Origin of the sequence: Chromobacterium haemolyticum DSM 19808 (assembly GCF_000711885.1) — a bacterium.
GTDB classification, from domain to species: domain Bacteria; phylum Pseudomonadota; class Gammaproteobacteria; order Burkholderiales; family Chromobacteriaceae; genus Chromobacterium; species Chromobacterium haemolyticum.
In genome coordinates, this window is the sequence record NZ_JONK01000001.1 from 234,985 (window position 1) to 259,371 (window position 24,387).

Here is a 24,387-nt window from a genome sequence, read left to right on the forward strand (position 1 = left end):
GCGGCGGCATCCCCTACAATACGGCCAAATGCAACAGCGGACTTGCCGGTGGTTGCGGGTTGCCCGGTCGCCTGTCTTGGGTTGAAGAGACGGGGCGGGCGCCGCAGCGGTCGCAAGCCGCTTTTTTATTACGGAACGAAATGATGGAACCAGTGCGCCTGTCGAAACGCATGGCCGAGTTGGGGCTGTGCTCGCGCCGCGAGGCCGATAGCTATATCGAACAAGGGTGGGTGAAAGTGGACGGCGAGGTGGCCGTTCTCGGACAGAAAGTGCTGCCGCACAATCTGATCGAGGTGGATAAGAAGGCCCAGGACGCGCAGGCCTCGCGCGTCACCATCCTATTGAACAAACCCATGGGCTATGTGTCCGGACAAGCCGAGGATGGCTACGAGCCGGCGGTGGTGCTGGTCAAGCCGGAGAACCAGTGGGCGGAGGACAAGAGCCGTCGCCGGTTTTCCCCGCAGCATTTGAAAGGGCTGGCGCCGGCCGGCCGTCTGGATATCGACTCGGTGGGCCTGCTGATCCTGACCCAGGACGGCCGAGTGGCCAAGCAGCTTATCGGCGAGAACTCCAGCGTGGACAAGGAGTACCTGGTGCGCGTGGAAGGCGAACTTTCCGACGAAGGTTTGCGTCTGCTCAATCATGGTCTGGAGCTGGATGGTAAAAAATTGCTGCCTGCCACGGTGGCATGGCAGAACGAGGACCAGTTGCGCTTTGTGCTGCGCGAAGGCAAGAAACGCCAGATTCGCCGCATGTGCGAGCTGGTGGGGCTGCGCGTGGTGGGTCTGAAGCGGATTCGCATCGGCAAGGTCAAGCTGGGCAATCTGCCCACCGGCCAATGGCGCTATCTGCGCGACGACGAATCATTTTAATCCGGCTGGGCGACCGGCTGTTAGAACGTGTTGACGATCTTGCGAGCAAGGGCGAGACGGCGTGCTCGCCCGCTGTGGCTTGTGACGAGCAGTGGGGAGTGAACAGGTTTCTAGAGGGGGATGCATGTTAGGGCGCTTGTTGCAAAGATGGGGGCTGGATGCCGAAAGCCGGCAGCAGCAGCGGGAGTTGACGCAGGCGATAGAGTGCCTGATCGACGGCACGGACAAGCGCTTGCGCCTGACTCCCGGCTATCTGGAGGCGCTGGCGCCGGGCATGCGCGTTACCCAGGCTTATCTGTCCGAGTTGCCGAACCGAATGCCGGAGCCGCTGGAGTTATCCTTGCGCGGCTTTGCGCAGGACCCGAGGTTGGGTTTGTTGTTTTCCGGACCGGCCAGCCTGCTGTCCTGCCTGCGGCAGAGCGAGCCCCTGCGCAACTTTTTCTTGTCCGCCAGCCAGGGCGACGAGGCCTGGGCTTTACTGTCGATGGTGCGCAGCGAAACCGGCCGCCTGGGCGTGGCGATGGAGGGGGGAGAGTTGCGGCGCGAGGTGCCGCAGCAAGTGGTGAGCTTTGACGGCCATCGCTTGGCGATGCCCTGCGCGTCGCGCGAGCTGCTGCGCGAGAGCAGTGCGCGGCGCAGCGAGGAGATGCTGACCACGGTGATTGCGCGGCGCTTGAGCTTGCTGGAGCAGCTGCGTCAGACGCTGGACAACGAGATGTCGCGGCTACAGTTGCGTTTGAGCGTGCTGCGTTGCGAGGCCGGCACCGTGGTGGATGGAGCCTCGGACGGATCTCCTCTGCCTGACACCTGCGAAGGGGTGCAGCGACGCATGGAAGAGATCGAGCCGCAGTTGCGCGAGGCGCGCGGCGCGCTGAGTCTTGAGGGCCTGTTGGAAACCGTGCGCCATGTGTTGGAGCATCCTGCGGATTATTTCCGCTTGGAATGGCGGACCTTGTACTTGAACCGCATGGGGGTGAAGCAGGATGCGCCCGGCGAGGACGCCACCGAGCTGGAGTTCGAGGAACTAGTGCTGGGGCAGGCTCAGCCTTTGCGTCGGGCCTTGATGCCGGTGCGGGTGACGCGTCAGGCCTTGGCGGAACTGGAACGGGAGTTCGGCAGCGACTGAAACAGATCCTGCTTCGTCAAAGCGGGCTGTGCAAAGCCGAAACAAGGGCTATGCTGGAACTGTAGAGTCGCTTTCGATCAGCCTTCAGGGCGGCTGATTGAGTCTGCCCCGGCACCAGGCCGGGGTTTTTTTGTGCCGGCCGCATCGCGATGGGATATTTTGCGGCCGGAACGCGCGATATGCCCGTCAGGGCTTGCTTTGTGCTATCCTTGCGCCCCTCTTCAGCAACGACTGTGACCCGTCACTCAAGCCATGAAAGATCCTTGCGATCACTACACCTTCGATCTGATTGGCGGCGTCCGCAAAAAGCCGGGGCGTAAGCCCTTGGGCGAGCGCGCGATGACCGTGGCCGAGCGCAAGCGCCGCAGCCGCGAACTGCGTCGCAGTCGTCTGCAGGAGCTGTCGGTGACGGTGGAGCTGAGCCGCGACGCGCAGAAGTCCCTGGACAAGATGATAGAGTGGTGGGGTGTCAGCAAGAAGGAGGCGATCAATCGCGCGCTGATGATAGCCTGTCAATCGCAAACCGGGCGCACCGCTCAGCTGTTTGAATTCGAGCCGCCGCCGGAGGCGCGGCGCAAGGGTAAGAAGGCGGCGGGCGGCAAGCCCGATGCTTGAAGCGGAACGGACATGCAAAAGGCCGGGCAAATTGCCCGGCCTTTTTCTATTGAAGCATGGGTTTGGCGTCTGTTTGAGATTTTGTCCTCGCTCCCGAGAGCGTAAACAGGTTCTTAGCCGTAGCGTTTAGCCGCCTCGATCGCCAGGCCGCTGCCGATGCTGCCGAACAGGTCGCCCTCTACGTGACGGGCTTGGGGCAGCAGGCGCTTGATGCTGTCGCGCAGCGCCGGCACGCCGCTGGAGCCGCCGGTGAAGAAGACAGTGTCGATGTCGCCGGCCTGGGTGCAGGCGTCCGTTAGCAATTGCCGCACGGTGGCGCCAATCTGGGTCAGCATCGCGTCGATGCTCTGGTTGAACTGATCGCGGCTCAACTCGCAGCGCAAGCCCGACTCTATGTGGCCGAGGTCCAACTGATGGAAGGCTTCGTCCGACAGCGCGATCTTGGCGGTTTCCACCTGCATTGCCAGCCGGTGGCCGGCGCGGTCTTGGATCAGGCGGAACAGTCGATCCAGAACCTGGGGTTGCGCGGCATCGCGATGCACGTCTTGCAGGTCCATCCAGGCTTTGCGGGTGTATGCGAAGTTGATGGTGTGCCAGGTGGCCAGGTTGAAATATTGGCTGGACGGCATCTCCGCGTTATTGCGCAAGCGGCTTTTGAAGCCGAACAGAGGCATTACGCCGTGCAGGCTCAATTGCTTGTCGAAGTCCGTGCCGCCGATATGCACGCCGCCGGTGGCGAGGATGTCGTCGCGGCGCTCGTCCAGGCGATGGCGCTCGGGCGCCAGCCGGATCAGGGTGAAGTCCGAGGTGCCGCCGCCGATGTCGACGATCAGCACCAGCTCTTCGCGGTCCAGCCGGGCTTCGTAGTCGAAGGCGGCTGCGATGGGTTCGAACTGGAAGGACACTTCTTTGAAACCGACCTGGCGCGCAATCTCGCCCAGCGTCGACTCCGCTTCGGCGTCGGCCTTGGGGTTGTCGTCGACAAAGTGGACGGGTCGGCCCAGCACCACTTGTTCGAATGGGCGGTCGGCGGCGCGGTCGGCGCGCAATTTCAGCTCCTGGATGAACAGGCTGAGCAGGTGGCGGAAGGGAAGCGCCTTGCCTTGCACTTCGGTCTGGCTGTCGATCAGGTTGGAGCCCAGCAGGCTTTTCAGCGAACGCATCAGCCGGCCTTCGTAGCCTTCCATGTATTCCTGCAGCGCCAGCCGGCCGAACACGGAATGATCCTCCTCGTAGTTGAAGAAAACCACCGAGGGCAAGGTGATCTTGCCGTCCTCCAGCGTCAGTAGAGTGGCTTGGTTCGGGCGCAGCCATCCCACGGTGGAGTTGGATGTGCCAAAGTCAATGCCGCAGGCGCGGGCCGTAGTCTGCGTGTTCATATTCCCTCCCGTAAAGCGAGGCGCGATGGTACGCGGATTGACGCGGCAAGGGAAGGCTTTAGCTGCCGAATCAAGCGTTTTGTCGCGCAGGCGTCGTCGATTGCGCCTGCCTTTTGGCCGGGGCGCGCGGTGGCCGCGGTGTAATGGGTATATGCTGAAAGCGCGTTCCGCATGAGCTGGCGCGGATAATGGACTGAATGGAAAGGATCCGGGCATGAATAAACTGATCGTGATGTTTGTTGCATTGGCGCTGGGCAGCGGCAGCCTGTCCGGCTGCGCGAATATGTCCGAAACACAGAAGGACACCGGTACCGGCGCGGCAATTGGGGCCGTGGCCGGCGCGGTGCTGGGTGGCCTGACCGCGGGAGGCAATCCGGGCCGTAGCGCGGCCACCGGGGCGGCCTTGGGCGCGGCGCTGGGCGCTGGCGGCGGTTATTTGTGGTCCAAGCACATGCAGGAGCAGAAGGCCGCGATGGAACAAGCGACCAAGGGTTCCGGCGTTAGCGTCAGCCAGACCGCCGACAATCAACTGAAGCTGGATATTCCCAGCGATGTGTCTTTCGACGTGGGGCGTTACGATATCAAGCCCAATCTGCGGCCGATTCTCGATCGTTTCGCCGCCACCTTGAATCAGAATCCGGTGACCACGGTGAGCATCGTTGGCCATGCCGATAATACCGGTACCAATGCGGTCAACGACCCGCTATCGCTAAATCGTGCTCGTGCTACGCGCGACTATCTGACCGCGCGTGGCGTGGCCGAGGGGCGGATCAGCATTACTGGCCGCGGATCGCATGAGCCGGTGGCTAGCAACGCCAGCGCGGCGGGGCGGGCGAAGAACAGGCGAGTGGAAATCTTCGTGGGCGAGGCCGCGCGCGGCTAAGAACCTGTTTACGATCTGCTGCGCGTCGTGAGACGTCGTATGGTGAGTGCCGTTTCGAAATGCTCATGCACCACTCCTACATTCCGCTTTTTCGCTCGTTTTCGCCTTGTCTCGCTCTTGCTCGCGAGATTGTGAACAGGTTCTAAGGCGAGGGGTTGGCGGGAGGGGCGGGCGTCGCAGGCGACGCGCCGCCCTTTTTCTTTTGCCGACTCTTGCCGTGCATGTGAGCGCCAATTGTTAAATTTCAAATGTAATACGTAATATATTTTAAAGTGCCGCTTTGCTAGAATGTCGGCCACGATAAACGAGCATTTTCAGGCATGGCGACAGACATTTATTCGCGTATCCGGCAGGCGGCGTTCGAGCTGGTGGGCGAGGGCGTATGGCCGACGGTGCTGGAGGTTCGGGCCAGAATCGGCGCGGGCTCCAACACGACGATCAACAACACCTTGAAAGAATGGCGACAGGAGTTTTTGTCGCGGGTGGCGATCTCGTCACGGCGGCCGGATTGGCCGGCCGGCCTGGCCGAAGCTTTCGAACAGGTATGGCAGCGGGCCTGCGACGAAGCGGATGGGCGGCTGGAGTCTTTGCGTCAGGACGCGGAAACCGCAGTGGCGCAGGCCGCGGCGGAGACTCGAGAGCTAAAGGACAGCTTGGCTGCGCGCCAGGCCGAGCTGCAATCCGCCTTGCGTGAGCTAGAGTTGCGGGCCGCGCGGTTGGCGGACCTGGAAGGACGCTTGCAGGGAGAGGAAACCCGGCGTCAGATGTTGGAGCGGGCGGGGCGGGAGCAGGAGGCGAGGCTGGAGCAGGCCCGGAAGGAAATGGCCGAGGTCCGGCGTCAGGCTGAGCAGCGTCAGCAGGAGCTTGAGGAGCGCGCGGAGCAGAAGGTGCAGGAGGCGCGCGAAGAAGCCGCCAGACGCGAGTCCCTGGCTTATGAGCGTCTGGAAGGTTTGCGGCTGAGGCTTTACGAGCAAATGGAAGAGGAGCGCCGGGCCATGCAACAGGCGCAGGCCCGCCAGGAAGAGGCTTTGCAACAAAGCCGGCGCGAGCGGACTCGACTGGAGGGGGAGTGGCGCGACCGCCTCGCAGAGCGCGAGCGAGACAACGGCAGGCTGGAGGCGAGGCTGGAGTGGCTGGAAGGGCGCAACGCGGCTTTGGAGCAGGACGCGCTGAGGCAGGCTGTGCAATTGGAACAGACCTCGGCACGCTTGCTGGACATGGCCAGCGAGAACAGCCGGCTGGCCGGAGAGATGAATCTGGGCGCCGAGCGGCAACTGGCGCGTCTGGTGGAGTTGCTGGCCGTCTCGCGTCAGGAGCTGTTGACGTTGGACGAGGCCGGCTTGCGCGAGTGGTTGGGCCGGCAGCTGCAATTGCCCCTATTAGGCTAACTGCGCTCCGGACGCGTGTTTCTACTAAGTGCTTGCCACGATGTCGCTTGTAGCGGGCTTTGTTAGTTTGTCGAGATAGGATTGTCTTTATTGGAGGCAATATGACTTTCGGCGAATACTACCGCGCCCCGGCGCTGATCTCCTTGCTGGCCTTGTTCGTGTGGTGTGGATTGTGCTGGGCGGACGCTGGATCTTTCTGGCAGGGCTTGCTGGCTATGGTTACGGGCAAAAATCTGTCCATTCTGTCCGGTCTGGTCGTGTTTTGGATTTTGGAGCTGGCGGGGCGAGTGTGGTTGCGGCCTCGAGAGGGGCGCGATTCAATGCGTTTGCAGCTCTAGCCGGTGAAGCCGGCCTGATAATGAAAAAGCGCGCCTGTTGGCGCGCTTTTTCATGGTCGGAAGGTATTTCCAGCGCCGTATCACTGAAGCGCGGCAAGCGCTTGGAGCCTATTTGCGATCTGCCGCGCGTCGGCGATACGGCGTTGAAAACCGCTTCGAAATGTTCATACGCCACCTGTACATTCCGCTTTTTCGCTCGTTTCCGCCTTGTCTCGTCTTAGCTCGCGAGATCGTAAACAGGTTCTTAGAGCCGCTAACAAAACCTCGCAGAGAACCTGAGCCAAGGCGCGCCGACGCTGGCAGTACAAGTGGTACGACAAGGAGGCGCAACGCAGGATCAGGGGTTTTGTTAGCGGGTCTTAAAACAGGCGGGTAAGACCCGCCGCGATGCGTTCCAGGTATTCGGCGTCCACCGCGTCGAAGCTGGCTAGTTCGCTGGAGTCCACGTCCAGCACCGCGACCACTTCGCCGTCGGCGTTGCGGACCGGCACCACGATTTCCGAGCGCGCGCTGGATGAGCAGGCGATATGACCGGGAAAGGCGTCGACATCTTCCACCACCAGGGTGGCGCCGGCCTGCCAGGCGCTGCCGCACACGCCTTTGCCGAAGGGGATGCGGGTGCAGGCGATTGGGCCCTGGAAGGGACCTAGCACCAATTGTTTGTCCTTGACCAGATAAAAGCCGGTCCACAGCCAATCGAAGCTGCTGTGCAAGGCGGCGCAGAGATTGGCCAGCGCGGCGATTTGGTCCGTCTCGGATTCAATCAGCGCCAGCGCCTGCGGCAATAGGGTTTGGTAGCGCTCTTGTTTGTCTGCGCCGTGGACGATCAGGTGTTCTGCCATGGGTATGTCGGGGTGTGGCTTGGGAAGGCGATAGCATACACAGCGGACGGACAAAAAGAAAACGCCGCCCGGCGGGGCGGCGTCGCATGGCGGGCAGCGGCCCGGTTTACATCATGTGCTGGCCGCCGTTCATCGCCACGTTGGCGCCGGTGATGAAGCCCGCCTGTTCGGAGGCGAGGAAGGTCACCAAGGCGGCGATTTCCTCGGGCTTGCCCAAGCGGCCCACCGGAATCTGGGCGATGATCTTGTTGCGAACGTCTTCCGCCACCGCCATCACCATATCAGTGGCGATGTAGCCGGGCGAAATGGTGTTGACGGTCACGCCCTTGCGCGCCACTTCCTGCGCCAAGGCCATGGTGAAACCGTGCATGCCGGCCTTGGCCGCGGAGTAGTTGGTCTGGCCGAACTGGCCCTTCTGGCCGTTGATCGACGAAATGTTGATGATGCGGCCGAAGCCCCGGTCGCTCATCCCGTCCACCACCGGCTTGGTCATATTGAAAAGCGAATCCAGATTGGTGCGCAGCACCGCGTCCCAGTCTTCCTTGGTCTGCTTCTTGAAGCTGCAGTCGCGGGTAATGCCGGCGTTATTGACCAGCACGTCGATCGGCCCCAGGTCTTTGGCCACCTTTTCGGCCAGTCCCTTGCAGGCTGCGGTGTCGGTGACATCGCATTGATAGGCGTGGATATCCTTCAGTCCCAGCCCCTTCATGTCGGCGAGCCAGGCTTGCTCGCGGCCGGGCTTACTGTAGGTGGTGACTACGATGTGACCGCTTTCAGCGAGGGCTTTGCAGATGGCGGTGCCAATACCGCCCATGCCGCCGGTTACGAGTGCGATTCGCTTAGTCATGGTGCTGGCTCCTTATTAGCTGTCTGTCTGGATATGCTTATGCGATACGACTTTCAGTTTTTTAGGATAAATGAATTACCCGTGTATGTGAATGGAAAGTACGCATACCTTTCGTCACGGCTTGGATGGTGAAAGTTCATCCGTTAGACGCTGCAGCAAAGACAGCCGGGACTTGACGATGGCGCCGGATTCACATGCGGTCATGATGGCACAGTTCGGTTCCACGCGGTGCGAACAATTGTGAAAGCGGCATTGACCTATCAGCGGGCGCATTTCCGGGAAGTAACGGGTCAGTTCCGCGGCTTTCAAATGCTTGAGGCCAAACTCTTGCAAGCCGGGGGAATCAATCAGGTGGCTGTCCGCGTTCAGATGGTAGAGCGTGGCGTGGGTGGTGGTGTGGCGGCCGGAGTCCAAGGCGGTGGAGATGTCGCCGATGCGGGCATTGGCGTCCGGCAGCAGCGCATTGGTCAGCGTGGATTTGCCCATGCCGGACTGGCCGACGAAAACGCTGGTCTGGCCTTGCAGCAGCGGCAGCAACGGCGCGACATCCTGCTTGGCGGACAGGGTGACCACCTTGTAGCCCAGGCGCCGGTACAGGTCCAGTTTGAGCAGCAAGCTCGCGGTTTCCGGCAAGTCCGCCTTGTTGACCACGATGACGGGGTCGATGTCGCCGGCTTCCGCCGCGATCAGGCAGCGGCCCAGCAACTCCTCGTTGGGGCTGGGCACCGCGGCGATCACGAACAGGATGCGGCTTACATTGGCGGCGATGACCTTGGTTTTCCAGTCGTCCTGGCGATAGAGCAGGCTGCGGCGCTCCTGCGAGCGCTCGATGACCGCCTGTTCCTTGTTTTGCACCAGAATGTCCACCCAGTCGCCGCAGGCGAAGTCGACGCGCTTGCCGCGGGTGGTGCAATCGTAAACTTGGCCCTCGGATTCGACGATGAAACGGCGGCCGTGGCTGCGGATGATTTGTCCAGTCTGACCTGTCATGGGCGAGCCAGCAGCGCTTCGGTCTTGGCCGCGCAGATGAAGTCGTTCAGTGTCAGGCCGCCGGCGTCGTGGGTGCTGAAGTTGACGACGACGCGGTTGTAATGCACGGACATGTCCGGGTGGTGGTCTTCGCGATGGGCGATCCAGGCCAGTGCGTTGACGAAAGCCATGGTGTCGTGGAAGTCGGCGAAGGGGAAGGTTTTGGTCAGTTCGATGCCGCGGATGTTCCAGCCGGGCAGCGAGCCCATCAATTGATTGACGGTGCTGGCGGCCAGCGGGTTGGCGCCGTGTTGGGCTTCGCAGGACAGTTCAAGCAGGTTCATGTCAGCGGTTTCCTTGTAGATGGTTGATGCGCAGCGCGGCGGGCGGGTGCGAGTCGTAAAAGGCGGAGTGCAGCGGATCCGGCGTCAGCGTGGACGCGTTGTCGCGATAGAGTTTGACCAGGGCCGACACCAGTTTGCCGGCGTCGGTTTCGTTGGCGGCAAATTCGTCGGCCTCGTATTCGTGGCGGCGCGACAGGCTGCTGGACAGCGGCGTGAACGGAAAGGTGAAGGCCGGTACCGCGGTGAAGAACAGGATGAGCGCCATTGCGGTGCTGGGCGTGGAAACGCCCAGGCCGGCGTAGAACCACGGCGCATCCAGCAACTGGCCTAGCAGGAACAGGAAGCCCAGGGACAGCGCAAAGGCCAGCGCGATGCGCTTGGCGATGTGGCGGCGCTTGAAGTGGCCCAGCTCATGCGCCAGCACCGCCTCGATCTCTGCGTGGTCCAGTTGCCCCAGCAGGGTATCGAAAAACACAATGCGCTTGCCGGCGCCGAAGCCGGTAAAGTAGGCGTTGCCGTGGCTGGAGCGGCGCGAGCCGTCCATTACGAACACGCCCTGGCTTTTGAAGCCGGCGCGTTGCAGCAGCGCTTCGATGCGAGCCTTGAGTTCCAGGTCTTGCAGCGGTGAGAACTTATTGAACAGCGGGGCGATCAGCGTGGGGTAGAGCGCCACCATCAGTAGCTGGAAGCCGGTCCAGACCAGCCACACCCACAGCCACCACAGCGGACCGGAGATGTCCATCAGCCACAGAATCAGCGTCACCAGAGGCAAGCCGATGGCGGCGCCTAGCAGCAGGCCCTTGATCTGGTCGATGATGAACAACCTGGGCGTGGTTTTGTTGAAGCCGAAGCGGGCCTCGATGCCGAAGGTGGAGTATAGGCTGAGCGGAAAGCTGATGCAGCCGGTCAGCACCGATACGCCCACGATCAGTAGCAGGCCGGACAGAAGCGGCGAGGCGCTGGCGTTGGCGGCGATGCCGGCCAAGTACTGCAGCACGCCGCCAAAGGTCAGCACCAGGATCACTAGACTGTCCAGCAAGGCGGAAAACAGGCTGAAGCGAGTTTTGGCGATGCAATAATCGGCGGCCAACTGATGTTGTTGCAAGGTGATGGCGTCGCGGAAGGCCGCGGGCACTTCCGCGCGGTGGCGGGCAATGTGGCGGGCATGACGCCAGCCTAGCCAGAGTTTTAGCGCGAGGGTGGCCGCCAGCGCGGCCAGGAAGAGAGAGCTGAATGCCTCGGTCATCGGAGTCCGTTATCTGCTGTCAGGTTTGCCGCCAGCGCGGCAATGAAGGAAAATGGCAGGGTTTTGCAAAGATTGGCAAGTATGACACAAGATCAAATGAACCTCATCTGGCTCGACATGGAAATGACGGGCCTGAATCCTGAGACCGACCGCATCATCGAAGTCGCGATGATCGTTACCGACAGCCAACTGAACGTGGTGGCGGAATCGCCGGTGCTGGTGATCCACCAGCCGGACGAGGTGTTGGACGGCATGGACGACTGGAACAAGAATACCCATGGTAAAAGCGGCCTGATCGAGAAGGTCAAGGCCTCCACCTTGGGCGAAGCCGAGGCCGAGCAGATACTGCTGGACTTCATGGCTCGGTACGTGCCGCCGCGGATCACGCCCATGTGCGGCAACACCATTCATCAGGACCGCCGATTCATGGTGCGCTGGATGCCCAAGCTGGAGGAGTATTTCCACTATCGCAACCTGGATGTGTCTACCTTGAAAGAGCTGTGCAAGCGCTGGAAGCCGGAAGTGGCGCGTGGCGTGGTCAAACGCGGCAAACACGAGGCGCTGGCGGATATTCTGGAATCCATTGAGGAGTTGCGTTACTACCGCGAGCATTTCCTCAAGCTCTAAGAACCTGTTTACGATCTGCTGTGCGTCGTGGGACGGCCCATGGTGAGTGCCGCTTCGAAATGCTCATGTACCGTGTGTACACTCCGCTTTCTCAGCGGTTTTCGCCTTGTCTCGCCCTGGCTCGCGAGATCGTAAACGGGTTTTAAGAGTCAGTGCCAAGCGGCTCAAGCGGTAATCGGGGGGCGGCTCCATGATGGGGCTTGCTCCTTTACTTTTGGCGAAATTTATTCCATCGGCAATCTATATGGCTTCGCATCGCACGTCCGACATTAACTCAACCCGGGTCTGGGCCCGTTTGCATCAACATCAGCGCGCTACCCGGCACATGCATATGCGTGAGCTGTTCGATGCCGATCCGCAGCGCTTTCAGCGTTTTTCGCTGGAATTGGACGGCCTGTTGCTGGATTACTCCAAGAACCGCATCACCGAACGCACGCTTGAGCTGTTGTTCGAGCTGGCGCGGGAGGCCGATTTGGCCGGCTGGATGGAGAAAATGCGGAGCGGCGAGCGCATCAATGTCAGTGAAGACCGCGCGGTGTTGCACACCGCGTTGCGTTTGCCGGCTGGGGCGACACTGGTGCTGGACGGTTGCGAGCTAGTGGCCGAGGTGCAAGCGGTGCTCGCGCGGATGCGCGCGTTCAGCGAGCAGGTTCGCGGCGGCGAGTGGAAAGGCTTCAGCGGCCGGCGCATCCGCCACGTGGTCAACCTGGGCATAGGCGGGTCCGACCTGGGGCCGCTGATGGTGAAGGAAGCGCTGGCCGCGTATGCGACGCCGGAGCTGGACGTGCATTTCGTCTCCAATGTGGACGGCGCGCACGTGGCGCGCACGCTGGAACGGCTGGATCCCGCCGAAACCTTGTTCATCATCGCCTCCAAATCCTTCACCACGCCGGAGACCTTGCTGAACGCGCAGGCTGCGCGGCAATGGTTTTTGCAAGCTGGAAGCGAGGCCGACATCGCGCGCCATTTCGTCGCGGTGTCCACCAATCAAGCGGCGGTGGAGGCTTTCGGCATCGATCCCGCTCACATGTTCGGCTTTTGGGATTGGGTGGGCGGCCGCTATTCCACCTGGTCCGCGATCGGCTTGCCGGTGATGTTGGCGATAGGTTTCGATCATTTTCAGGACTTCCTGGCCGGCGGCCACGCGATGGACCGGCATTTCTTTTCCGCGCCGTTCGCCGCCAATATGCCGGTGCTGCTCGCCTTGATAGGGGTTTGGTATAACACCTTCTACCGTGCCCACACCCATGCCATCATGCCTTACGACCACGGCTTGCGACGCTTGCCGGCTCATGTGCAGCAATTGGACATGGAGTCCAACGGCAAGCGCGTCGGACGTTACGGCGAGGCGCTGGATTTCGACACCGGCCCGGTGATCTGGGGCGAGGAGGGCGCCAACAGCCAGCACGCTTTTTTCCAGTTGCTGCATCAAGGGACGCGGCTGGTGCCTTGCGACTTCATCATTCCGATGCGCAGCCATTACCCGGTGGCGGATCAGCACCAGGTTCTGGTGGCCAACTGCCTGGCTCAGACCGAGGCGCTGATGCGCGGCAAGGGCGAGGCCGAGGCGATGCGTGAGCTGGCGCATCTGCCGGGCGAACAATTGGACATGTTGCTGCCGCAGAAGCTGTTCCCGGGCAACCAACCGTCTAACACCCTGGCGCTGGATGAAGTAAGTCCGTACAGCGTGGGCATGTTGCTGGCCCTGTATGAGCACAAGGTGTTTGTGCAGGGAGTGATCTGGGGGATCAACTCCTTCGATCAATGGGGGGTGGAGTATGGTAAGCAGCTGGCGCGCCGGATTTTGCCCGAGCTGATGGCCGATGACGACGCGCTGGCGCACGATAGCTCCACCAACGGCTTGATTCGCCATTTCAAATCGCGACAATCTTAAGAGAAAGCGCCATGCAAGAAAGCCTGGAGTTGGCCCGCCGTTTAGGCGAGCGTTTGCTGGCGGCGGGCGAGAGTGTCGCCGCCGCCGAGTCCTGCACCGGCGGCATGATCGCCGCGGCGCTGACCGACATTGCCGGTAGCTCGGCTTGGTTTGGCTACGGCGTGGTCACTTACAGCAATGAGGCCAAGCAAGGTCTGCTGAAGGTGGAAGACAGCGCCTTGCGGGAGCACGGCGCTGTCAGCGAGGCGGTGGTGCGGCAGATGGCTGCCGGGGTGCAAAGCCTGTCCGGCGCGGATTGGAGCGTGGCGGTGTCCGGCGTGGCCGGCCCCGGCGGAGGCACGGCAGCCAAGCCGGTGGGGCTGGTTTGGTTCGGCATTGCCGGTCCAGATGGCTGGAATGAGGCGTTCAGCTGTCGCTTTGACGGTGATCGAGGCCAGGTGCGCACGCAAACGGTGATGCGCGCCTTGCAGCGCTTGGATGAGTTGGTGGCCGAGCGTAGCCGCTTGGCTTAGACCCGCTAACAAAACCCCTGATCCTGCGTTGCGCCTCCTTGTCGTACCACTTGTACTGCCTGCGTCGGCGCGCCTTGGCTCAGGTTCTCTGCGAGGTTTTGTTAGCGGCTCTTAGAGCCTGTTCAAGATCCGCTGCGCGTCGTGAGGCGCCTCGCGGTGAGTGCGGCTTCGAAATGCTCATGTACCACGCGTACATTCCGCTTTCTCAGCCATTTTCGCCTTGGTTCGCTAGATCGTGAACACGCCCTTGGCTCGCAGGGCGTTTAATCCTTTTTTTCCGGCTTCTTGCGCGCACGCGGATGTGCGCCGTCGTAGACCTTTGCCAGGTGCTGGAAATCCAGCGCGGTATAGATCTGAGTGCTGGACAGATTGGCGTGTCCCAAGAGTTCTTGCACTGCGCGCAAGTCGCCGGATGACTGCAGCAGGTGGGAGGCGAAGGAATGGCGGAGCATGTGCGGATGCACGTGTTGCTGCGCGCCGGTCTTGATCGCCCAGTCGCGCAAGCGTTTCTCCACCTGGCGGCCGCCCAGTCGCCTGCCGTGACGGGCGATGAACACCGCGCGCTCGTCCGGCGCGGCCTGGCGCTGCGCCAGCCAGCGCTGCAGGCAGACGCGCGCCTCGGCGCCCAGCGGCGCGATGCGCTCCTTGCCGCCTTTGCCGCGGATGCGCAGCAGGTCGTCTGAAAAGTCCAGGTCCTCCAGGTTCAACCCCACCGCTTCGGATAGTCGCAGTCCGCAGGAGTAAATCAGCTCGAACAGCGCGCGGTCGCGTATGGAGAGCGCGTCGGGGTCGTCGATGCGGTCCAGCAGGGCCGCGGTGCTGTCCACCGGCAAAGCCTTGGGCAGCGGTTTGTCCTGTTTGGGCGCGCGCAGGCCTTGGCTGGGGTCGTCCGCGCGCTGTCCGCTGTCCAGCAGCCATTGGTAGAAACGGCGCCAGGCGGAGAGCTTGCGCGCCAGGCTGCGGCTATGCAGGCCCTGAGCGTGTAGTTTGGCTAGGGTTTTGCGCAGCTGTGCGTGCTCGGCACGTTCCAGAGGGGTGGGCTGAAGCAGGGCCGCCAGCTGTTCCAGGTCGCGCAAGTAGGCGGCGGAAGTGTGGTTGCTGCGGCCGGCCAACGCCAGCGAGGCGGCAAAGCGCTCCAGGGTTTCCATCTTAGCGGCGCAGTTTGGCCATCTGCATCAGGCGCTCGAATAATTGCAGATCCTGCTCGCTTTTCAACAGCGCGCCGGCCAGCGGCGGCGGGGCGTTGTCCTGATGGCGCTGCTTCAGCGCCGAGGCGTCCATGCCTTCCGCCGACAATAATTTCAGCCAGTCCAGCAGTTCCGAGGTGCTGGGTTTTTTCTTCAGGCCCGGCAACTCGCGGATGGAAAAGAACACTTCCAGCGCCTCGCTGACCAGCTGTTGGCGCAGCGCCGGGAAGTGAGCGTCGATGATGGCCTGCATGGTGTCCCGGTCCGGGAAGCGGATGTAATGGAAGAAGCAGCGGCGCAGGAAGGCGTCCGGCAGTTCTTTTTCATTATTGGAGGTAATGATGATGATGGGGCGCTGGCGCGCGCGCACGAATTCCTGGGTTTCGTGCACGAAAAACTCCATCTGGTCCAGTTCCCGCAGCAGATCGTTGGGGAATTCGATGTCGGCCTTGTCGATCTCGTCAATCAGCAGCACCGGCGCGGAGGCGGCGTCGAAAGCCTGCCACAGCTTGCCTTTGACGATGTAGTTGCGGATATCGTGCACGCGGGCGTCGCCCAGTTGCGAATCGCGCAGCCGCGACACCGCGTCGTATTCGTACAGGCCGTGCTGGGCCTTGGTGGTGGATTTGATCGGCCAGACAATCAGTTCTCGGCCCAGGCTGCGGGCCACTTCCTCGGCCAGCATGGTTTTGCCGGTGCCGGGCTCGCCCTTGATCAGGAGCGGGTGCTCCAGAGTAATGGCGGCGTTCACCGCCATCATCAGATCTTCAGTGGCGATATAGTTGTCTGTTCCGGAAAATCGGGTATTGCTCGTCATGGGTGGGGAAGGCTTCGAAATGGCCAAAGCAGCCGCGCAAACGGCTGCTTTGGCGGGGAAAGAGGTCAACGGGCGAATTCGCGTTCCAGGTCGTCCAGCGAAATGCCCCAGCTTTTCATCATGTGGCTCAGCAGCGCCATTTCCGGCTCGCTGATGGTGCCGTCGGACTTGCTGATGTCCATGGCCAGCACGCAGGCCAAAATGCGTTTTCGGTGGTCGCTCACCTCGGCCAGCAAACCGTTGATGCGCTCCGCGTCCAGTAAGTGGATGGTGCCGTCGTCGTTGGCTTCGTCGGAGACGTCGTCGCAGTAATCCACCAGCACCTTGGTGAACTGCTTGCGCGGCAGGCCGATCAGGTCGTAGACGTGGAGTTTTTCCAGCAGCTCCAGCTCACGCGGGTCCATATTGCCATCCGTGATCATAAACATAGCCAGCAGGCGCGCCATTGCTTCCGGGCTATTGAGTGCGTATTTTCTCATGACGCCTTTCCTTTATTCTGATGTGACGCTCAGCCGCTCCAGAAACGCTGGGGGCATGGCGGCAAGCTTGCGGCTTTCGTAATCGAAGAAGATTAGGCCTGTCTTCAATCTTGCCACTTCTTTCCCGGTTTTGTCATTGCTTGCCTGATAGAGCAAATCGAAACCGCGCGGACCAATGTCGTCCACCGCCAAATCAAAGCGCAGCATCTCGCCGTGGAAGGCTTCCGCGCGGTAGCAGATTGCGGTGTCCGCCACCACAATGCCCAGGCCCTCGATGCTGAGTTCGTGCGGATAGCCTAGACTTTGTAAAAAGCGCAGACGCGCCTCGTGGGCCAGTCTCAACACGGCGTCGTTGCCTAGATGGCCGGCGTAGTTGACGTCGCCGATTCGGATGTCGATGCGGGTTTCGAAGGCGAAGCGCTCAGGCATGGCAAGCTGGATTCTGGGCATGATGTGGGCTTTGGGCGAGTGGTTTGGCTGAGTTGTTTGTCTTAACCTGAGTCAACAGGACAGTGTCTTGGTTTGATAGACTGCAAGTGTAAGGCAAATACAACAAGGAGCAGAGTCATGTATCAGTGCATATTCGTACCGGTGGATGATAGCGAGACCTCCAATCTGGCGTTGCACGAAGCTTGCCACCTGGCCAAGGAAGTGGGCGCCAGTCTGAAGTTGGTGCATGTGGTGGACTTGGCCCAGTTCGGCTGGGGCGGGACCGAGTTTCTGGACGCGACCGAACTGCAAAAGTCGATCAAGCAGGCGGGAGAGCAGGTGCTGGGGCAGGCCGGGGCCAAGGCCAAGGAGTTGGGCGTGACGGCGGATTGCAAAATCCTGGAAAGCTGGGGGGATAAAATCGCCGCGGTGCTGGTGGACGACGCCGGCGCTTGGGGGGCGGATTTGATAGTGATGGGTACCCATGGTTGGAGCGGTTTGATGCATCTGCTGATGGGGAGCGTGGCGGAAGGCGTGCTTAAACTGGCGGACGTGCCGGTGTTGCTGGTGCGCAACCCCGGGGACTAGGCTGATGGCATGACGGGCGCGCGGCTAGCACGGGATGTGGCGCGCCGTTGCTTGTCGGACAATCCTTAGGGTAAAAATAAAGCCAGCCGGCATTGCTGCGGGCTGGCTTTCCTCGCGGAAGAGGATCAAGCAGCGGTGGCTTCCACGCTGCCGTCCTGAGCTTCCAGCTTGGTGCGAACCGCTTTGCGCAGGCTCTTGTACAGGTCCGGGTGGGTTTCCTTCAGGTACTCGACGATTTCGAAGTCTTCGCGACGAACCTTGGACAAGTCGATCTGCTCAACGTGAACCAGGCGCAACAGTTCGCGCACCGGCTTGGGCATGTTGCGGCCGCTCTCGTAACGGGAACCGCCGGACTGGGTCACGCCGATGCGGCTCCAGAACTCTTGCTGGTTCAGGCCGAGCTTGCGGCGGATTTCACGCGGGTTGGGGATCTTTTCAAACAGTTTCATGAGTGTTCCTCTCAGTATCAAAGAATATTGGTTCTAATATTTTTTAGGTTTCGTGCCCTGCACCCTAAAAATAGCAAAAAAAATCCATCAGGAATAATTCTGATGCAAAAAAGTTCATGAAGTTCCGTTAAGTGCCAACTTCGTTTTTTGCAATGTTAGTGGATTCTTATTGTCAAGGACAATGGGATTTGAAGGGCGAGACGCGAAAAGATACTGTGTGGTCGCTTTTTTGTAAAGCGTTTTGGCGTTTGAGACTGAAAAAAAGGGGAGGGGCGGCGAGCCTGACCCCCGGCACTTGCGCTAAATAACTGTGGCTGCTTCCTTCCGGACCTGACCAGGTTCGCTATCGCGCAATGCGGGGAGACCCGCCTCAAGAGAAGACGCATTCTAACGATAAGCAGTCGTTTTGCCAAGCGCGACGTGCGTTTTTGTCGCTGGGGCTGGGGCGGCGTTGGTTGCCGAAGCTTGGCCGCACAGGCAGACTGGGCGGCATCTATCTCAAATACCGCGGCAAGCGTGGGAGTGTGTAATGACTCAATCAGCGCAAGAACTGTTGGCGGAACTGGTCCGCTTCGACACTACCAGCCGGCATTCCAATTTGCAGCTGATCGAATGGGTGCGCGCTTATCTGCTGAAACTGGGCGTGGAGTCGACGTTGACCTTTAACGACGATGGCGGCAAGGCCAATCTGTTTGCCCGCATCGGCGCGCCCGAAACGCCGTTGGTGGTCTTGTCCGGCCATAGCGACGTGGTGCCGGTGGATGGCCAGGTCTGGAGCAGCGATCCCTTCGTTTTGACTGACAAAGGAGAAGGGCGGCTGTATGGCCGCGGATCAGCCGACATGAAGGGCTTCATCGCCTGCGTGCTGTCGCTGGCGCCCTGGTTTGTCGAGCTGGCCCAGCGCGGAAGTTTAAGGCAGGGCATAGGCATCGCGCTGTCGTACGACGAGGAAGTCGGCTGCCTGGGCGTGGGGCGTCTGATAGACCGATTAGCGGCGGACGGAGTGAAGGTGTCCGGCTGCATCGTCGGCGAGCCCACCAGCATGCAGCCGGTGATCGCGCACAAAGGCATCGCCCATTTTCTGTGCAAGGTCCAAGGCCGCGCGGCGCATTCCTCCCTAACGCCGCAAGGCGTCAACGCTATCGAGTTCGCGGCGCGACTGATTACCCATATTCGCAAGCTGGCCGACGCGGAGGCTTCGTTTGGTCATCGCCAGGCCTTATATGATGTGCCGTTCACCACCTTGCAGACTGGCACCATCCATGGCGGCACCGCTTGCAATATCGTGCCCAAGGATTGCGAGTTCATGTTCGAGTGCCGTTGGCTGCCGGGCGACGGACCTGAGCGTTTTGTCAGCTCTGTCAGGGACTACGCGGCCACCTTGCTGTTGGAGATGAGGGAGGTGGCGCCGGAGGCGGAGATAGAGATTGAGCAGGTGGTGTACAGCCCGGCCTTCGAGTCGTCGGAAAACAGCGAGGTGCGCCGCACCGTGGCGCGCTTGTGCGGCTGCGACGGCGGCAAGGGCGTTGCCTACACCACCGAGGCGGGCCTGTTCAGCGAGGCCGGCATCGCCTGCGTGGTGCTGGGGCCTGGCAACATCGAACAGGCTCACCGGCCCGATGAATACATCGAGATTGAACAACTGGAGCGGTGCGTGGCCTGGTTGCGGCGTTTAGGGGATGAGCTGGCGCAAAAACCATGAAGATTTTTTTGCGCTGATGGCCGAATAGCAGCAAAATCGCTGCCGGCGACAAGCCGAACACTCAAGTTGCCCGCCAGGGGGATCCCTTAGGCGGGCTTGTTTTATGGTGGCGTTAGAAGTCGCTCAACGTCCGGTCCAAAGGGGCTGTGGGCGTTGGCGCGGCGGTTGTCAGAAAGAAAAAATAAATGAGTCAGAACGTGGGATCTGTGCGGCAGGGAGGCGCGGCCAAGTCGCGAGACGGCTTCACCTCCAGCTTTGGCGTATTGGCTGCGACTCTCGGTTCCGCCGTGGGTCTCGGCAATATCTGGAAGTTTCCTTATCTGACCGGCACCAATGGCGGCGCCGGTTTTTTGGTGGTGTACGTGCTGGCCACATTGCTGGTGGGCCTGCCGGTGATGATCGCCGAGATCATGCTGGGTCGCAAAGCCAAGACCGATGCGGTGACGGCGATGAAGACGCTGGCGCCCGCCGGCCAGCCGTGGTGGCTGATCAGCGCCTTCGGCGTGCTGGCCGCCTTCCTGATTATGGCTTTCTATTCGGAAGTGGCGGCCTGGGTGTTCGCCTACGTGTTCAAATCCTTGGGCGGAGGCTTGTTGTCCAGCGACCCCAAGGCCACTTCGCAGGCGTTCAGCGCGCTGATTTCCGATCCGTTGCAGTCCTTGCTGTGGCAATGGCTGGTTTTGCTGTTGATCGGCGGCATTCTGCTGATGGGTGTGTCCAAAGGCATTGAGGCGGTGACCAAGAAGCTGATGCCCTTGTTGTTCCTGCTGTTGTTGGTGATCGGCGCGCGCAGCCTGATGCTGCCCGGCGCGGCCAAAGGGTTGGACTTCCTGTTTACCCCCGATTTTTCCAAGATCAGCGGCGCGGTGGTGCTGACCGCCGTGGGCTTGGCCTTCTTCAAGCTGTCCATTGGCATGGGCACCATGATCACCTATGGCAGTTATTTTCGCGATGATCAAAATATCCCCGTCACCACATTCAGGGTGATGTGCGCGGATTTGTTTGTTTCCATTCTGGCCGGCATCGCCATTTTCCCCGCCGTGTTCGCTTTCGGCTTCGAGCCGGCGGCCGGGCCGTCGCTGTTGTTCATCACAATTCCGGCGGTGTTCGCCAGCATGCCGCTGGGCAATGTGTTCATGGTGGCCTTCTTCGTGCTGGCCGCGATCGCGGCCACCGGCGCGATGCTGTCCATCCTGGAGGTGCCGGTATCGGTTTTCAGCGAACGCTTCGGCATCAGCCGAGTCAAGGCCACGGTGATCAATTTGCTGCTGTTGGCCTTGGTGGGGGCGGGCTGCGCCTTGTCCAACAGCACGCTGTCCGGCTTCAAGCCTTTCGGCATGACCTTGTTTGATCTGTTCGACTTTGTGACTTCTAACCTGCTGATGCCTTTGGGCGGCATCTTCCTTTGCCTGTTCGTTGGCTGGGTATGGGGTTTCGAACGGTTGAAGCAGGCGTTGAGCAATGAGGGCGAGCTGAAGAACGAGGGCTTGTTGAAGGCGCTGTTCTTCGTGTTGCGCTATGTGTCGCCGCTGTTGATTCTGGTGGTGATGCTCAAGGGCCTGGGCGTGATCTGAGAACCTGTTTGCGATCTGCTGCGTGTCAACGATACGGCGTTGAAACCGGCTCCACGCGTGCATTCGCTTTCTCGGTCTTTTTCGCCTTAGCTCGCGAGATCGCAGGCTCGTTCTGAGCCGCGGCTCAGGCGCGCCTCGGATGCTGAGCGGAACGCAAATAGAAAAGGAGCCAATAGGCTCCTTTTTCATTTTTGCGCAAACGGTCAGGGCTGGGCGACGTCGTCTTCCGGTATCACCACTGGCGGAGGCGTGAAGCCATTTATTTCTCTGGCGTTTTTTTCCAGTAGCAGCACAATGCTGGTGTTGAGCGCGCCGAAGGCCCAGCTAATCAGGAAAAATACCGAGTAGGCCGAGAGTTTGTCGTTGAAGAGGATTTTGCCGTGCAGACTGAGCTCGGCAGGGTCGAAAATGGAAAAGAATACCCCAGTCGCCAAGATGGCGATGATGAAGGAGGGCCAGAACAGCAAGATGCCTTTTTTCATGAGTCATGCTCCTGTGGCTGCCGCAACGGAATGCTTGGGTGGCTAATGTCAGGGTAATGGCCGGGCGTCGCGCTGTCAAAACGCTGCGGCGACGGATGGCGGCCCGGAGAACGGCTCTCCATGTTAGACTGTGGCCATCCGGTTTTTCTTGTCCAGCCGGCCAGGGCGCGCGCTTTTGGCCGGTTGTTGCGTAAAGTAATGGAGCCTTGCATGACCTCTTCGATCTTCTCCGCCGTAGAACTGGCGCCGCGCGACCCTATCCTGGGCCTGAACGAAGCATTCAACGCCGATACCCGCACCACTAAGGTGAATCTGGGCGTCGGCGTGTATTCCGACGACAACGGCAAGATCCCGCTGCTGGCGGCGGTGAAGGCCGCGGAGAAGGCTCGTCTTGAAACCATGCCGCCGCGCGGCTACCAGCCGATCGAAGGCGCTCAGGCTTACGACAGCGCGGTGCAGAACCTGTTGTTCGGCGCGGACAGCGAATTGATCAAGGCAGGGCAGGTGGTGACCGCTCAGGCCTTGGGCGGCACAGGCGCCTTGAAAATCGGCGCGGACTTTCTGAAGCGCCTGAATCCGGCGGCCAAGGTCTACATCAGCAACCCGAGCTGGGAAAACCACCGCGCGCTGTTTGAGTCCGCTGGCTTCGAAGTGGAAAACTACCCGTATTACGACGCGGCCACCCGCGGCGTCGATTTCGACGGCATGCGCGCCTTCCTGGCGCAGCTGCCGGCCGGTTCCGTGATTGTGCTGCATGCCTGCTGCCACAACCCCACCGGCGCCGACCTGTCTGACGCGCAATGGGCCGAGGTGGTGCAAGTTTGCCGCGAACGCGGCCTGGTTCCCTTCCTGGATATGGCCTACCAGGGCTTTGCCGACGGCATCGACGCCGACGCCGTGGCCGTGCGCCTGTTCTCGGCCTCCGGCCTGCAGTTCTTCGTATCCAGCTCCTTCTCCAAGAGCTTCTCGTTGTACGGCGAGCGCGTGGGCGCTTTGTCCATCGTCACCGCCGGCAAGGAAGAGTCCGCGCGCGTGCTGTCCCAACTGAAGCGTGTGATCCGCACCAACTATTCCAACCCGCCGATTCACGGCGGCGCGGTGGTGGCCGCGGTGCTGTCCAATCCGGAACTGCGCCAGCTGTGGGAAGACGAGCTGGCCGGCATGCGCGATCGCATTCGCGCGATGCGCGTCGGCTTGGTCGAGGCGATCAAGGCCGAAGGCGTGGCTCAGGACTTCTCCTTTGTCGCCCAGCAGCGCGGCATGTTCTCTTATACCGGCCTGAGCGCGGCCCAGGTGGAGCGCCTGCGCGCCGACTTCGGCATCTACGCCGTATCCACCGGCCGCATCTGCCTGGCGGCGTTGAACAGCAAGAACCTGGCCTATGTGGCTTCCGCCATCGCTCAGGTGGTGAAAGCGGGCTAAGCCTGGCCGGTTTTGTTATCAAGCATCGCCAAAGCCCCGCCTGTCGGGGCTTTTTTTCAATCGGCCGATCGCCGGCCGTAGTCAAGGAGCAGATTCATGCAATTGCACAGCCGCAGCTTTCAAGACGGGGAACGCATTCCGGGCCGCCTGGCCTTCTGCGTGCCGGACGCGGGCAGCCATGTGGCGCTGTCCGACAACCTCAACCCGCATCTGACCTGGAGCGGGGCGCCGGCGGGGACGCGCTCGTATGCGTTGGTCTGCCATGATCCGGACGTGCCGTCATGCGGAGACGACGTCAATCAGGAGGGGAGGGAAGTGCCGGCGGATCTGCCGCGAGTGGACTTCTACCACTGGCTGCTATTGGATATCCCCGCAGGACAGAACGAGATCGCCGAGGGCGGCCACAGCGCGGGTGTGGTCGCGCGCGGCAAGAGCGGCCCGGGAGCCCCGGGCGGTTTGCGTCACGGCGTCAATGACTACACCGGTTGGTTCGCCGGGGATGCGGCGATGGCGGGGGACTATTACGGTTACGATGGTCCCTGCCCGCCGTGGAACGACAGCCTGGAGCATCGCTACGTCTTCACCGTATACGCTTTGGACGTGGCCAGCCTGCCGGTGGCCGGGGCGCTGACGCCGGCCAACATCATGGCGGCCATCGACGGCCATGTGCTCGCATCTGCAAGCCTGACCGGGCGCTATACGCTGAATCCGCGTTTGCTGTAACCGTTCCGCAATGTAAGTAAGTGGCAAAAAGGACAGTTTGTCTCTCTCCCAACGCAGAGGCTTCTGGCAAGGGATTGCAGTGAGCCAATGAAATGCAGCATGATGTTGCGGCGTTTACCGTCTCCGCGGCTGATTTGCTTAGGCGGCCGCGTCCATGCGGCGCTTTGAACCGCGGCCGGCCAAAAGCGGCAAACGATAACAACATCAAAGGGGATTAACTGTCATGGTTGCAAACACTGTTAAAGACAAGCTGCCGGCCGCCGTGTTGGCGACGGGGGCTTTTGACGCGGACGATGCCGATGTGCGCAACAATCTGGGGCTGATGGGTTTGTTGGATGTGAATTCGGGCGATGGCCGTTATCGCCTGACCGCAACGCTGGAGCCGGAGGTTGAAGGCGTGGACGATGTTCAAGCCTGGGTCTTGGAAATGGAGCTTGTGACTTTGGCCACTGGGCAGGTTTTGCGTTGCAAACAGGCCGGCGTCGCCTACGCCGGACCGACGCCGGGCAGCCATCTGCGCCGCCTATTGGCCAACGGCCAACTGCAGGGGTACTTGCAACTGGCCGCCTAGCCCGATTTCGCCGTCAGCAGGAATTAAGCCGCCGCGTCACGCTGCGGCTTAATTTTTTTCACTTACGGGCATTCATCGTCTA

Annotated in this window: 27 protein-coding genes and 1 other RNA gene; 15 read left to right on the forward strand and 13 right to left on the reverse strand. The window is 61.1% G+C overall.

Annotation, left to right across the window (positions count from 1 at the left end; translation table 11 throughout):
* The first annotated feature begins 143 nt into the window (after nt 1-143).
* The 3 genes from BR71_RS01050 to BR71_RS01060 all read left to right on the forward strand — a co-directional run bounded on the left by BR71_RS01050 (nt 144) and on the right by BR71_RS01060 (nt 2,613).
* Nucleotides 144-872, forward strand: a complete 729-nt coding sequence (locus tag BR71_RS01050) for a pseudouridine synthase (protein ID WP_043631936.1) — start codon at nt 144-146, stop codon at nt 870-872.
* 124 nt (nt 873-996) lie between these two features.
* On the forward strand, nt 997-1,998 hold the full coding sequence (locus tag BR71_RS01055; RefSeq protein WP_043631401.1) for a hypothetical protein: 1,002 nt from the start codon (nt 997-999) through the stop codon (nt 1,996-1,998).
* A 252-nt stretch (nt 1,999-2,250) separates the two neighbouring features.
* Nucleotides 2,251-2,613, forward strand: coding sequence for a hypothetical protein (locus BR71_RS01060; RefSeq protein ID WP_043631404.1), 363 nt, complete (start codon nt 2,251-2,253; stop codon nt 2,611-2,613).
* 113 nt (nt 2,614-2,726) lie between these two features.
* Here BR71_RS01060 and BR71_RS01065 read toward each other — a convergent pair whose 3' ends face one another.
* A complete protein-coding gene (locus BR71_RS01065; RefSeq protein ID WP_043631407.1) occupies nt 2,727-3,992 on the reverse strand; it encodes an Hsp70 family protein in 1,266 nt (421 codons plus the stop codon).
* A 214-nt stretch (nt 3,993-4,206) separates the two neighbouring features.
* Here BR71_RS01065 and BR71_RS01070 point away from each other — a divergent pair, with 214 nt between their 5' ends.
* The 3 genes from BR71_RS01070 (at nt 4,207) to BR71_RS01080 (ending at nt 6,601) form a co-directional block, all read left to right on the forward strand.
* Nucleotides 4,207-4,875 carry a YiaD family glycine zipper/OmpA-like lipoprotein gene (locus tag BR71_RS01070; RefSeq protein ID WP_043631411.1) on the forward strand — a complete coding sequence of 223 codons (669 nt, stop codon included), beginning with the start codon at nt 4,207-4,209 and terminating at the stop codon, nt 4,873-4,875.
* A 320-nt stretch (nt 4,876-5,195) separates the two neighbouring features.
* The gene (locus tag BR71_RS01075) at nt 5,196-6,263 is read left to right on the forward strand and encodes a DNA-binding protein (protein ID WP_043631415.1); all 1,068 of its coding nucleotides are present in this window, start codon (nt 5,196-5,198) and stop codon (nt 6,261-6,263) included.
* 101 nt (nt 6,264-6,364) lie between these two features.
* A complete protein-coding gene (locus BR71_RS01080; RefSeq protein WP_043631418.1) occupies nt 6,365-6,601 on the forward strand; it encodes a hypothetical protein in 237 nt (78 codons plus the stop codon).
* 359 nt (nt 6,602-6,960) lie between these two features.
* On the opposite strand, the gene BR71_RS01085 is transcribed toward BR71_RS01080, so the two are convergent.
* The 5 genes from BR71_RS01085 to BR71_RS01105 form a co-directional block, all read right to left on the reverse strand.
* Nucleotides 6,961-7,443, reverse strand: a complete 483-nt coding sequence (locus BR71_RS01085) for a GAF domain-containing protein (protein ID WP_043631421.1) — start codon at nt 7,441-7,443, stop codon at nt 6,961-6,963.
* 106 nt (nt 7,444-7,549) lie between these two features.
* Complete coding sequence (phbB, locus tag BR71_RS01090; protein ID WP_039753408.1) at nt 7,550-8,290, reverse strand: acetoacetyl-CoA reductase; 741 nt, start codon at nt 8,288-8,290, stop codon at nt 7,550-7,552.
* Between the two features lie 114 nt (nt 8,291-8,404).
* The gene (rsgA, locus tag BR71_RS01095) at nt 8,405-9,280 is read right to left on the reverse strand and encodes a ribosome small subunit-dependent GTPase A (protein ID WP_043631425.1); all 876 of its coding nucleotides are present in this window, start codon (nt 9,278-9,280) and stop codon (nt 8,405-8,407) included.
* On the reverse strand, nt 9,277-9,603 hold the full coding sequence (locus BR71_RS01100) for a 4a-hydroxytetrahydrobiopterin dehydratase (protein WP_019100147.1): 327 nt from the start codon (nt 9,601-9,603) through the stop codon (nt 9,277-9,279). Before BR71_RS01100 ends, rsgA begins: the two co-directional genes overlap by 4 nt.
* A 1-nt stretch (nt 9,604) precedes the next feature.
* Nucleotides 9,605-10,849, reverse strand: a complete 1,245-nt coding sequence (locus BR71_RS01105) for a M48 family metallopeptidase (protein ID WP_043631428.1) — start codon at nt 10,847-10,849, stop codon at nt 9,605-9,607.
* A gap of 81 nt (nt 10,850-10,930) precedes the next feature.
* Here BR71_RS01105 and orn point away from each other — a divergent pair, with 81 nt between their 5' ends.
* The 3 genes from orn (at nt 10,931) to BR71_RS01120 (ending at nt 13,882) form a co-directional block, all read left to right on the forward strand.
* On the forward strand, nt 10,931-11,476 hold the full coding sequence (gene orn, locus BR71_RS01110; protein ID WP_043631433.1) for an oligoribonuclease: 546 nt from the start codon (nt 10,931-10,933) through the stop codon (nt 11,474-11,476).
* Between the two features lie 244 nt (nt 11,477-11,720).
* Nucleotides 11,721-13,370 (forward strand): glucose-6-phosphate isomerase, encoded by a 1,650-nt coding sequence (pgi, locus tag BR71_RS01115; protein WP_043631436.1) that lies wholly within the window; start codon nt 11,721-11,723, stop codon nt 13,368-13,370.
* A gap of 11 nt (nt 13,371-13,381) precedes the next feature.
* On the forward strand, nt 13,382-13,882 hold the full coding sequence (locus tag BR71_RS01120) for a CinA family protein (protein WP_043631438.1): 501 nt from the start codon (nt 13,382-13,384) through the stop codon (nt 13,880-13,882).
* 263 nt (nt 13,883-14,145) lie between these two features.
* On the opposite strand, the gene xerC is transcribed toward BR71_RS01120, so the two are convergent.
* From xerC to BR71_RS01140, 4 genes are all read right to left on the reverse strand, one after another.
* On the reverse strand, nt 14,146-15,030 hold the full coding sequence (gene xerC / locus BR71_RS01125; protein ID WP_043631442.1) for a tyrosine recombinase XerC: 885 nt from the start codon (nt 15,028-15,030) through the stop codon (nt 14,146-14,148).
* A gap of 1 nt (nt 15,031) precedes the next feature.
* Nucleotides 15,032-15,886: an AAA family ATPase gene (locus BR71_RS01130; RefSeq protein WP_043631445.1), complete on the reverse strand. Its 855-nt coding sequence runs from the start codon at nt 15,884-15,886 to the stop codon at nt 15,032-15,034.
* A gap of 65 nt (nt 15,887-15,951) precedes the next feature.
* Complete coding sequence (locus tag BR71_RS01135; protein ID WP_039753403.1) at nt 15,952-16,365, reverse strand: tellurite resistance TerB family protein; 414 nt, start codon at nt 16,363-16,365, stop codon at nt 15,952-15,954.
* 12 nt (nt 16,366-16,377) lie between these two features.
* The gene (locus BR71_RS01140; protein ID WP_043631448.1) at nt 16,378-16,815 is read right to left on the reverse strand and encodes an acyl-CoA thioesterase; all 438 of its coding nucleotides are present in this window, start codon (nt 16,813-16,815) and stop codon (nt 16,378-16,380) included.
* Between the two features lie 117 nt (nt 16,816-16,932).
* Here BR71_RS01140 and BR71_RS01145 point away from each other — a divergent pair, with 117 nt between their 5' ends.
* On the forward strand, nt 16,933-17,382 hold the full coding sequence (locus BR71_RS01145; protein ID WP_043631452.1) for a universal stress protein: 450 nt from the start codon (nt 16,933-16,935) through the stop codon (nt 17,380-17,382).
* Nucleotides 17,383-17,507: 125 nt separating this feature from the next.
* Here the strand turns inward: BR71_RS01145 and BR71_RS01150 are convergent, their stop codons facing one another.
* Nucleotides 17,508-17,831 carry a helix-turn-helix domain-containing protein gene (locus tag BR71_RS01150; protein ID WP_019100137.1) on the reverse strand — a complete coding sequence of 108 codons (324 nt, stop codon included), beginning with the start codon at nt 17,829-17,831 and terminating at the stop codon, nt 17,508-17,510.
* A gap of 271 nt (nt 17,832-18,102) precedes the next feature.
* Nucleotides 18,103-18,201, reverse strand: an RNA gene (ffs, locus tag BR71_RS23245) — signal recognition particle sRNA small type.
* Between the two features lie 159 nt (nt 18,202-18,360).
* On the opposite strand from ffs, the gene argE reads away from it, so the two are divergent.
* Together argE and BR71_RS01160 are read left to right on the forward strand one after the other, a co-directional pair.
* Nucleotides 18,361-19,533: an acetylornithine deacetylase gene (argE, locus tag BR71_RS01155; protein ID WP_043631457.1), complete on the forward strand. Its 1,173-nt coding sequence runs from the start codon at nt 18,361-18,363 to the stop codon at nt 19,531-19,533.
* A 185-nt stretch (nt 19,534-19,718) separates the two neighbouring features.
* Complete coding sequence (locus BR71_RS01160; protein ID WP_052051967.1) at nt 19,719-21,107, forward strand: sodium-dependent transporter; 1,389 nt, start codon at nt 19,719-19,721, stop codon at nt 21,105-21,107.
* 203 nt (nt 21,108-21,310) lie between these two features.
* On the opposite strand, the gene BR71_RS01165 is transcribed toward BR71_RS01160, so the two are convergent.
* Nucleotides 21,311-21,589, reverse strand: a complete 279-nt coding sequence (locus BR71_RS01165; protein WP_043631460.1) for a hypothetical protein — start codon at nt 21,587-21,589, stop codon at nt 21,311-21,313.
* A gap of 222 nt (nt 21,590-21,811) precedes the next feature.
* Between BR71_RS01165 and BR71_RS01170 the strand changes: the two genes are divergently transcribed.
* From BR71_RS01170 to BR71_RS01180, 3 genes are all read left to right on the forward strand, one after another.
* Nucleotides 21,812-23,011 (forward strand): amino acid aminotransferase, encoded by a 1,200-nt coding sequence (locus BR71_RS01170; protein ID WP_275888035.1) that lies wholly within the window; start codon nt 21,812-21,814, stop codon nt 23,009-23,011.
* Nucleotides 23,012-23,107: 96 nt separating this feature from the next.
* Nucleotides 23,108-23,734, forward strand: coding sequence for a YbhB/YbcL family Raf kinase inhibitor-like protein (locus tag BR71_RS01175; RefSeq protein ID WP_043631467.1), 627 nt, complete (start codon nt 23,108-23,110; stop codon nt 23,732-23,734).
* Between the two features lie 223 nt (nt 23,735-23,957).
* Nucleotides 23,958-24,305 carry a hypothetical protein gene (locus BR71_RS01180; RefSeq protein WP_043631470.1) on the forward strand — a complete coding sequence of 116 codons (348 nt, stop codon included), beginning with the start codon at nt 23,958-23,960 and terminating at the stop codon, nt 24,303-24,305.
* The last annotated feature ends 82 nt before the right edge of the window (nt 24,306-24,387 follow it).

What these genes read in the sequence shown, in the direction of transcription:
- BR71_RS01140 (WP_043631448.1), bottom strand. Translation starts at nt 16,815, where the DNA reads ATGCCCAGAATCCAGCTTGCCATGCCTGAGCGCTTCGCCTTCGAAACC.
- xerC (WP_043631442.1), bottom strand. Translation starts at nt 15,030, where the DNA reads ATGGAAACCCTGGAGCGCTTTGCCGCCTCGCTGGCGTTGGCCGGCCGC.
- BR71_RS01105 (WP_043631428.1), bottom strand. Translation starts at nt 10,849, where the DNA reads ATGACCGAGGCATTCAGCTCTCTCTTCCTGGCCGCGCTGGCGGCCACC.
- BR71_RS01100 (WP_019100147.1), bottom strand. Translation starts at nt 9,603, where the DNA reads ATGAACCTGCTTGAACTGTCCTGCGAAGCCCAACACGGCGCCAACCCG.
- BR71_RS01120 (WP_043631438.1), top strand. Translation starts at nt 13,382, where the DNA reads ATGCAAGAAAGCCTGGAGTTGGCCCGCCGTTTAGGCGAGCGTTTGCTG.
- BR71_RS01085 (WP_043631421.1), bottom strand. Translation starts at nt 7,443, where the DNA reads ATGGCAGAACACCTGATCGTCCACGGCGCAGACAAACAAGAGCGCTAC.
- BR71_RS01075 (WP_043631415.1), top strand. Translation starts at nt 5,196, where the DNA reads ATGGCGACAGACATTTATTCGCGTATCCGGCAGGCGGCGTTCGAGCTG.
- rsgA (WP_043631425.1), bottom strand. Translation starts at nt 9,280, where the DNA reads ATGACAGGTCAGACTGGACAAATCATCCGCAGCCACGGCCGCCGTTTC.
- BR71_RS01165 (WP_043631460.1), bottom strand. Translation starts at nt 21,589, where the DNA reads ATGAAAAAAGGCATCTTGCTGTTCTGGCCCTCCTTCATCATCGCCATC.
- BR71_RS01060 (WP_043631404.1), top strand. Translation starts at nt 2,251, where the DNA reads ATGAAAGATCCTTGCGATCACTACACCTTCGATCTGATTGGCGGCGTC.
- argE (WP_043631457.1), top strand. Translation starts at nt 18,361, where the DNA reads ATGACTCAATCAGCGCAAGAACTGTTGGCGGAACTGGTCCGCTTCGAC.
- BR71_RS01135 (WP_039753403.1), bottom strand. Translation starts at nt 16,365, where the DNA reads ATGAGAAAATACGCACTCAATAGCCCGGAAGCAATGGCGCGCCTGCTG.
- BR71_RS01145 (WP_043631452.1), top strand. Translation starts at nt 16,933, where the DNA reads ATGTATCAGTGCATATTCGTACCGGTGGATGATAGCGAGACCTCCAAT.
- BR71_RS01055 (WP_043631401.1), top strand. Translation starts at nt 997, where the DNA reads ATGTTAGGGCGCTTGTTGCAAAGATGGGGGCTGGATGCCGAAAGCCGG.
- BR71_RS01180 (WP_043631470.1), top strand. Translation starts at nt 23,958, where the DNA reads ATGGTTGCAAACACTGTTAAAGACAAGCTGCCGGCCGCCGTGTTGGCG.
- BR71_RS01080 (WP_043631418.1), top strand. Translation starts at nt 6,365, where the DNA reads ATGACTTTCGGCGAATACTACCGCGCCCCGGCGCTGATCTCCTTGCTG.
- BR71_RS01065 (WP_043631407.1), bottom strand. Translation starts at nt 3,992, where the DNA reads ATGAACACGCAGACTACGGCCCGCGCCTGCGGCATTGACTTTGGCACA.
- BR71_RS01160 (WP_052051967.1), top strand. Translation starts at nt 19,719, where the DNA reads ATGAGTCAGAACGTGGGATCTGTGCGGCAGGGAGGCGCGGCCAAGTCG.
- phbB (WP_039753408.1), bottom strand. Translation starts at nt 8,290, where the DNA reads ATGACTAAGCGAATCGCACTCGTAACCGGCGGCATGGGCGGTATTGGC.
- pgi (WP_043631436.1), top strand. Translation starts at nt 11,721, where the DNA reads ATGGCTTCGCATCGCACGTCCGACATTAACTCAACCCGGGTCTGGGCC.
- orn (WP_043631433.1), top strand. Translation starts at nt 10,931, where the DNA reads ATGACACAAGATCAAATGAACCTCATCTGGCTCGACATGGAAATGACG.
- BR71_RS01130 (WP_043631445.1), bottom strand. Translation starts at nt 15,886, where the DNA reads ATGACGAGCAATACCCGATTTTCCGGAACAGACAACTATATCGCCACT.
- BR71_RS01150 (WP_019100137.1), bottom strand. Translation starts at nt 17,831, where the DNA reads ATGAAACTGTTTGAAAAGATCCCCAACCCGCGTGAAATCCGCCGCAAG.
- BR71_RS01175 (WP_043631467.1), top strand. Translation starts at nt 23,108, where the DNA reads ATGCAATTGCACAGCCGCAGCTTTCAAGACGGGGAACGCATTCCGGGC.
- BR71_RS01070 (WP_043631411.1), top strand. Translation starts at nt 4,207, where the DNA reads ATGAATAAACTGATCGTGATGTTTGTTGCATTGGCGCTGGGCAGCGGC.
- BR71_RS01050 (WP_043631936.1), top strand. Translation starts at nt 144, where the DNA reads ATGGAACCAGTGCGCCTGTCGAAACGCATGGCCGAGTTGGGGCTGTGC.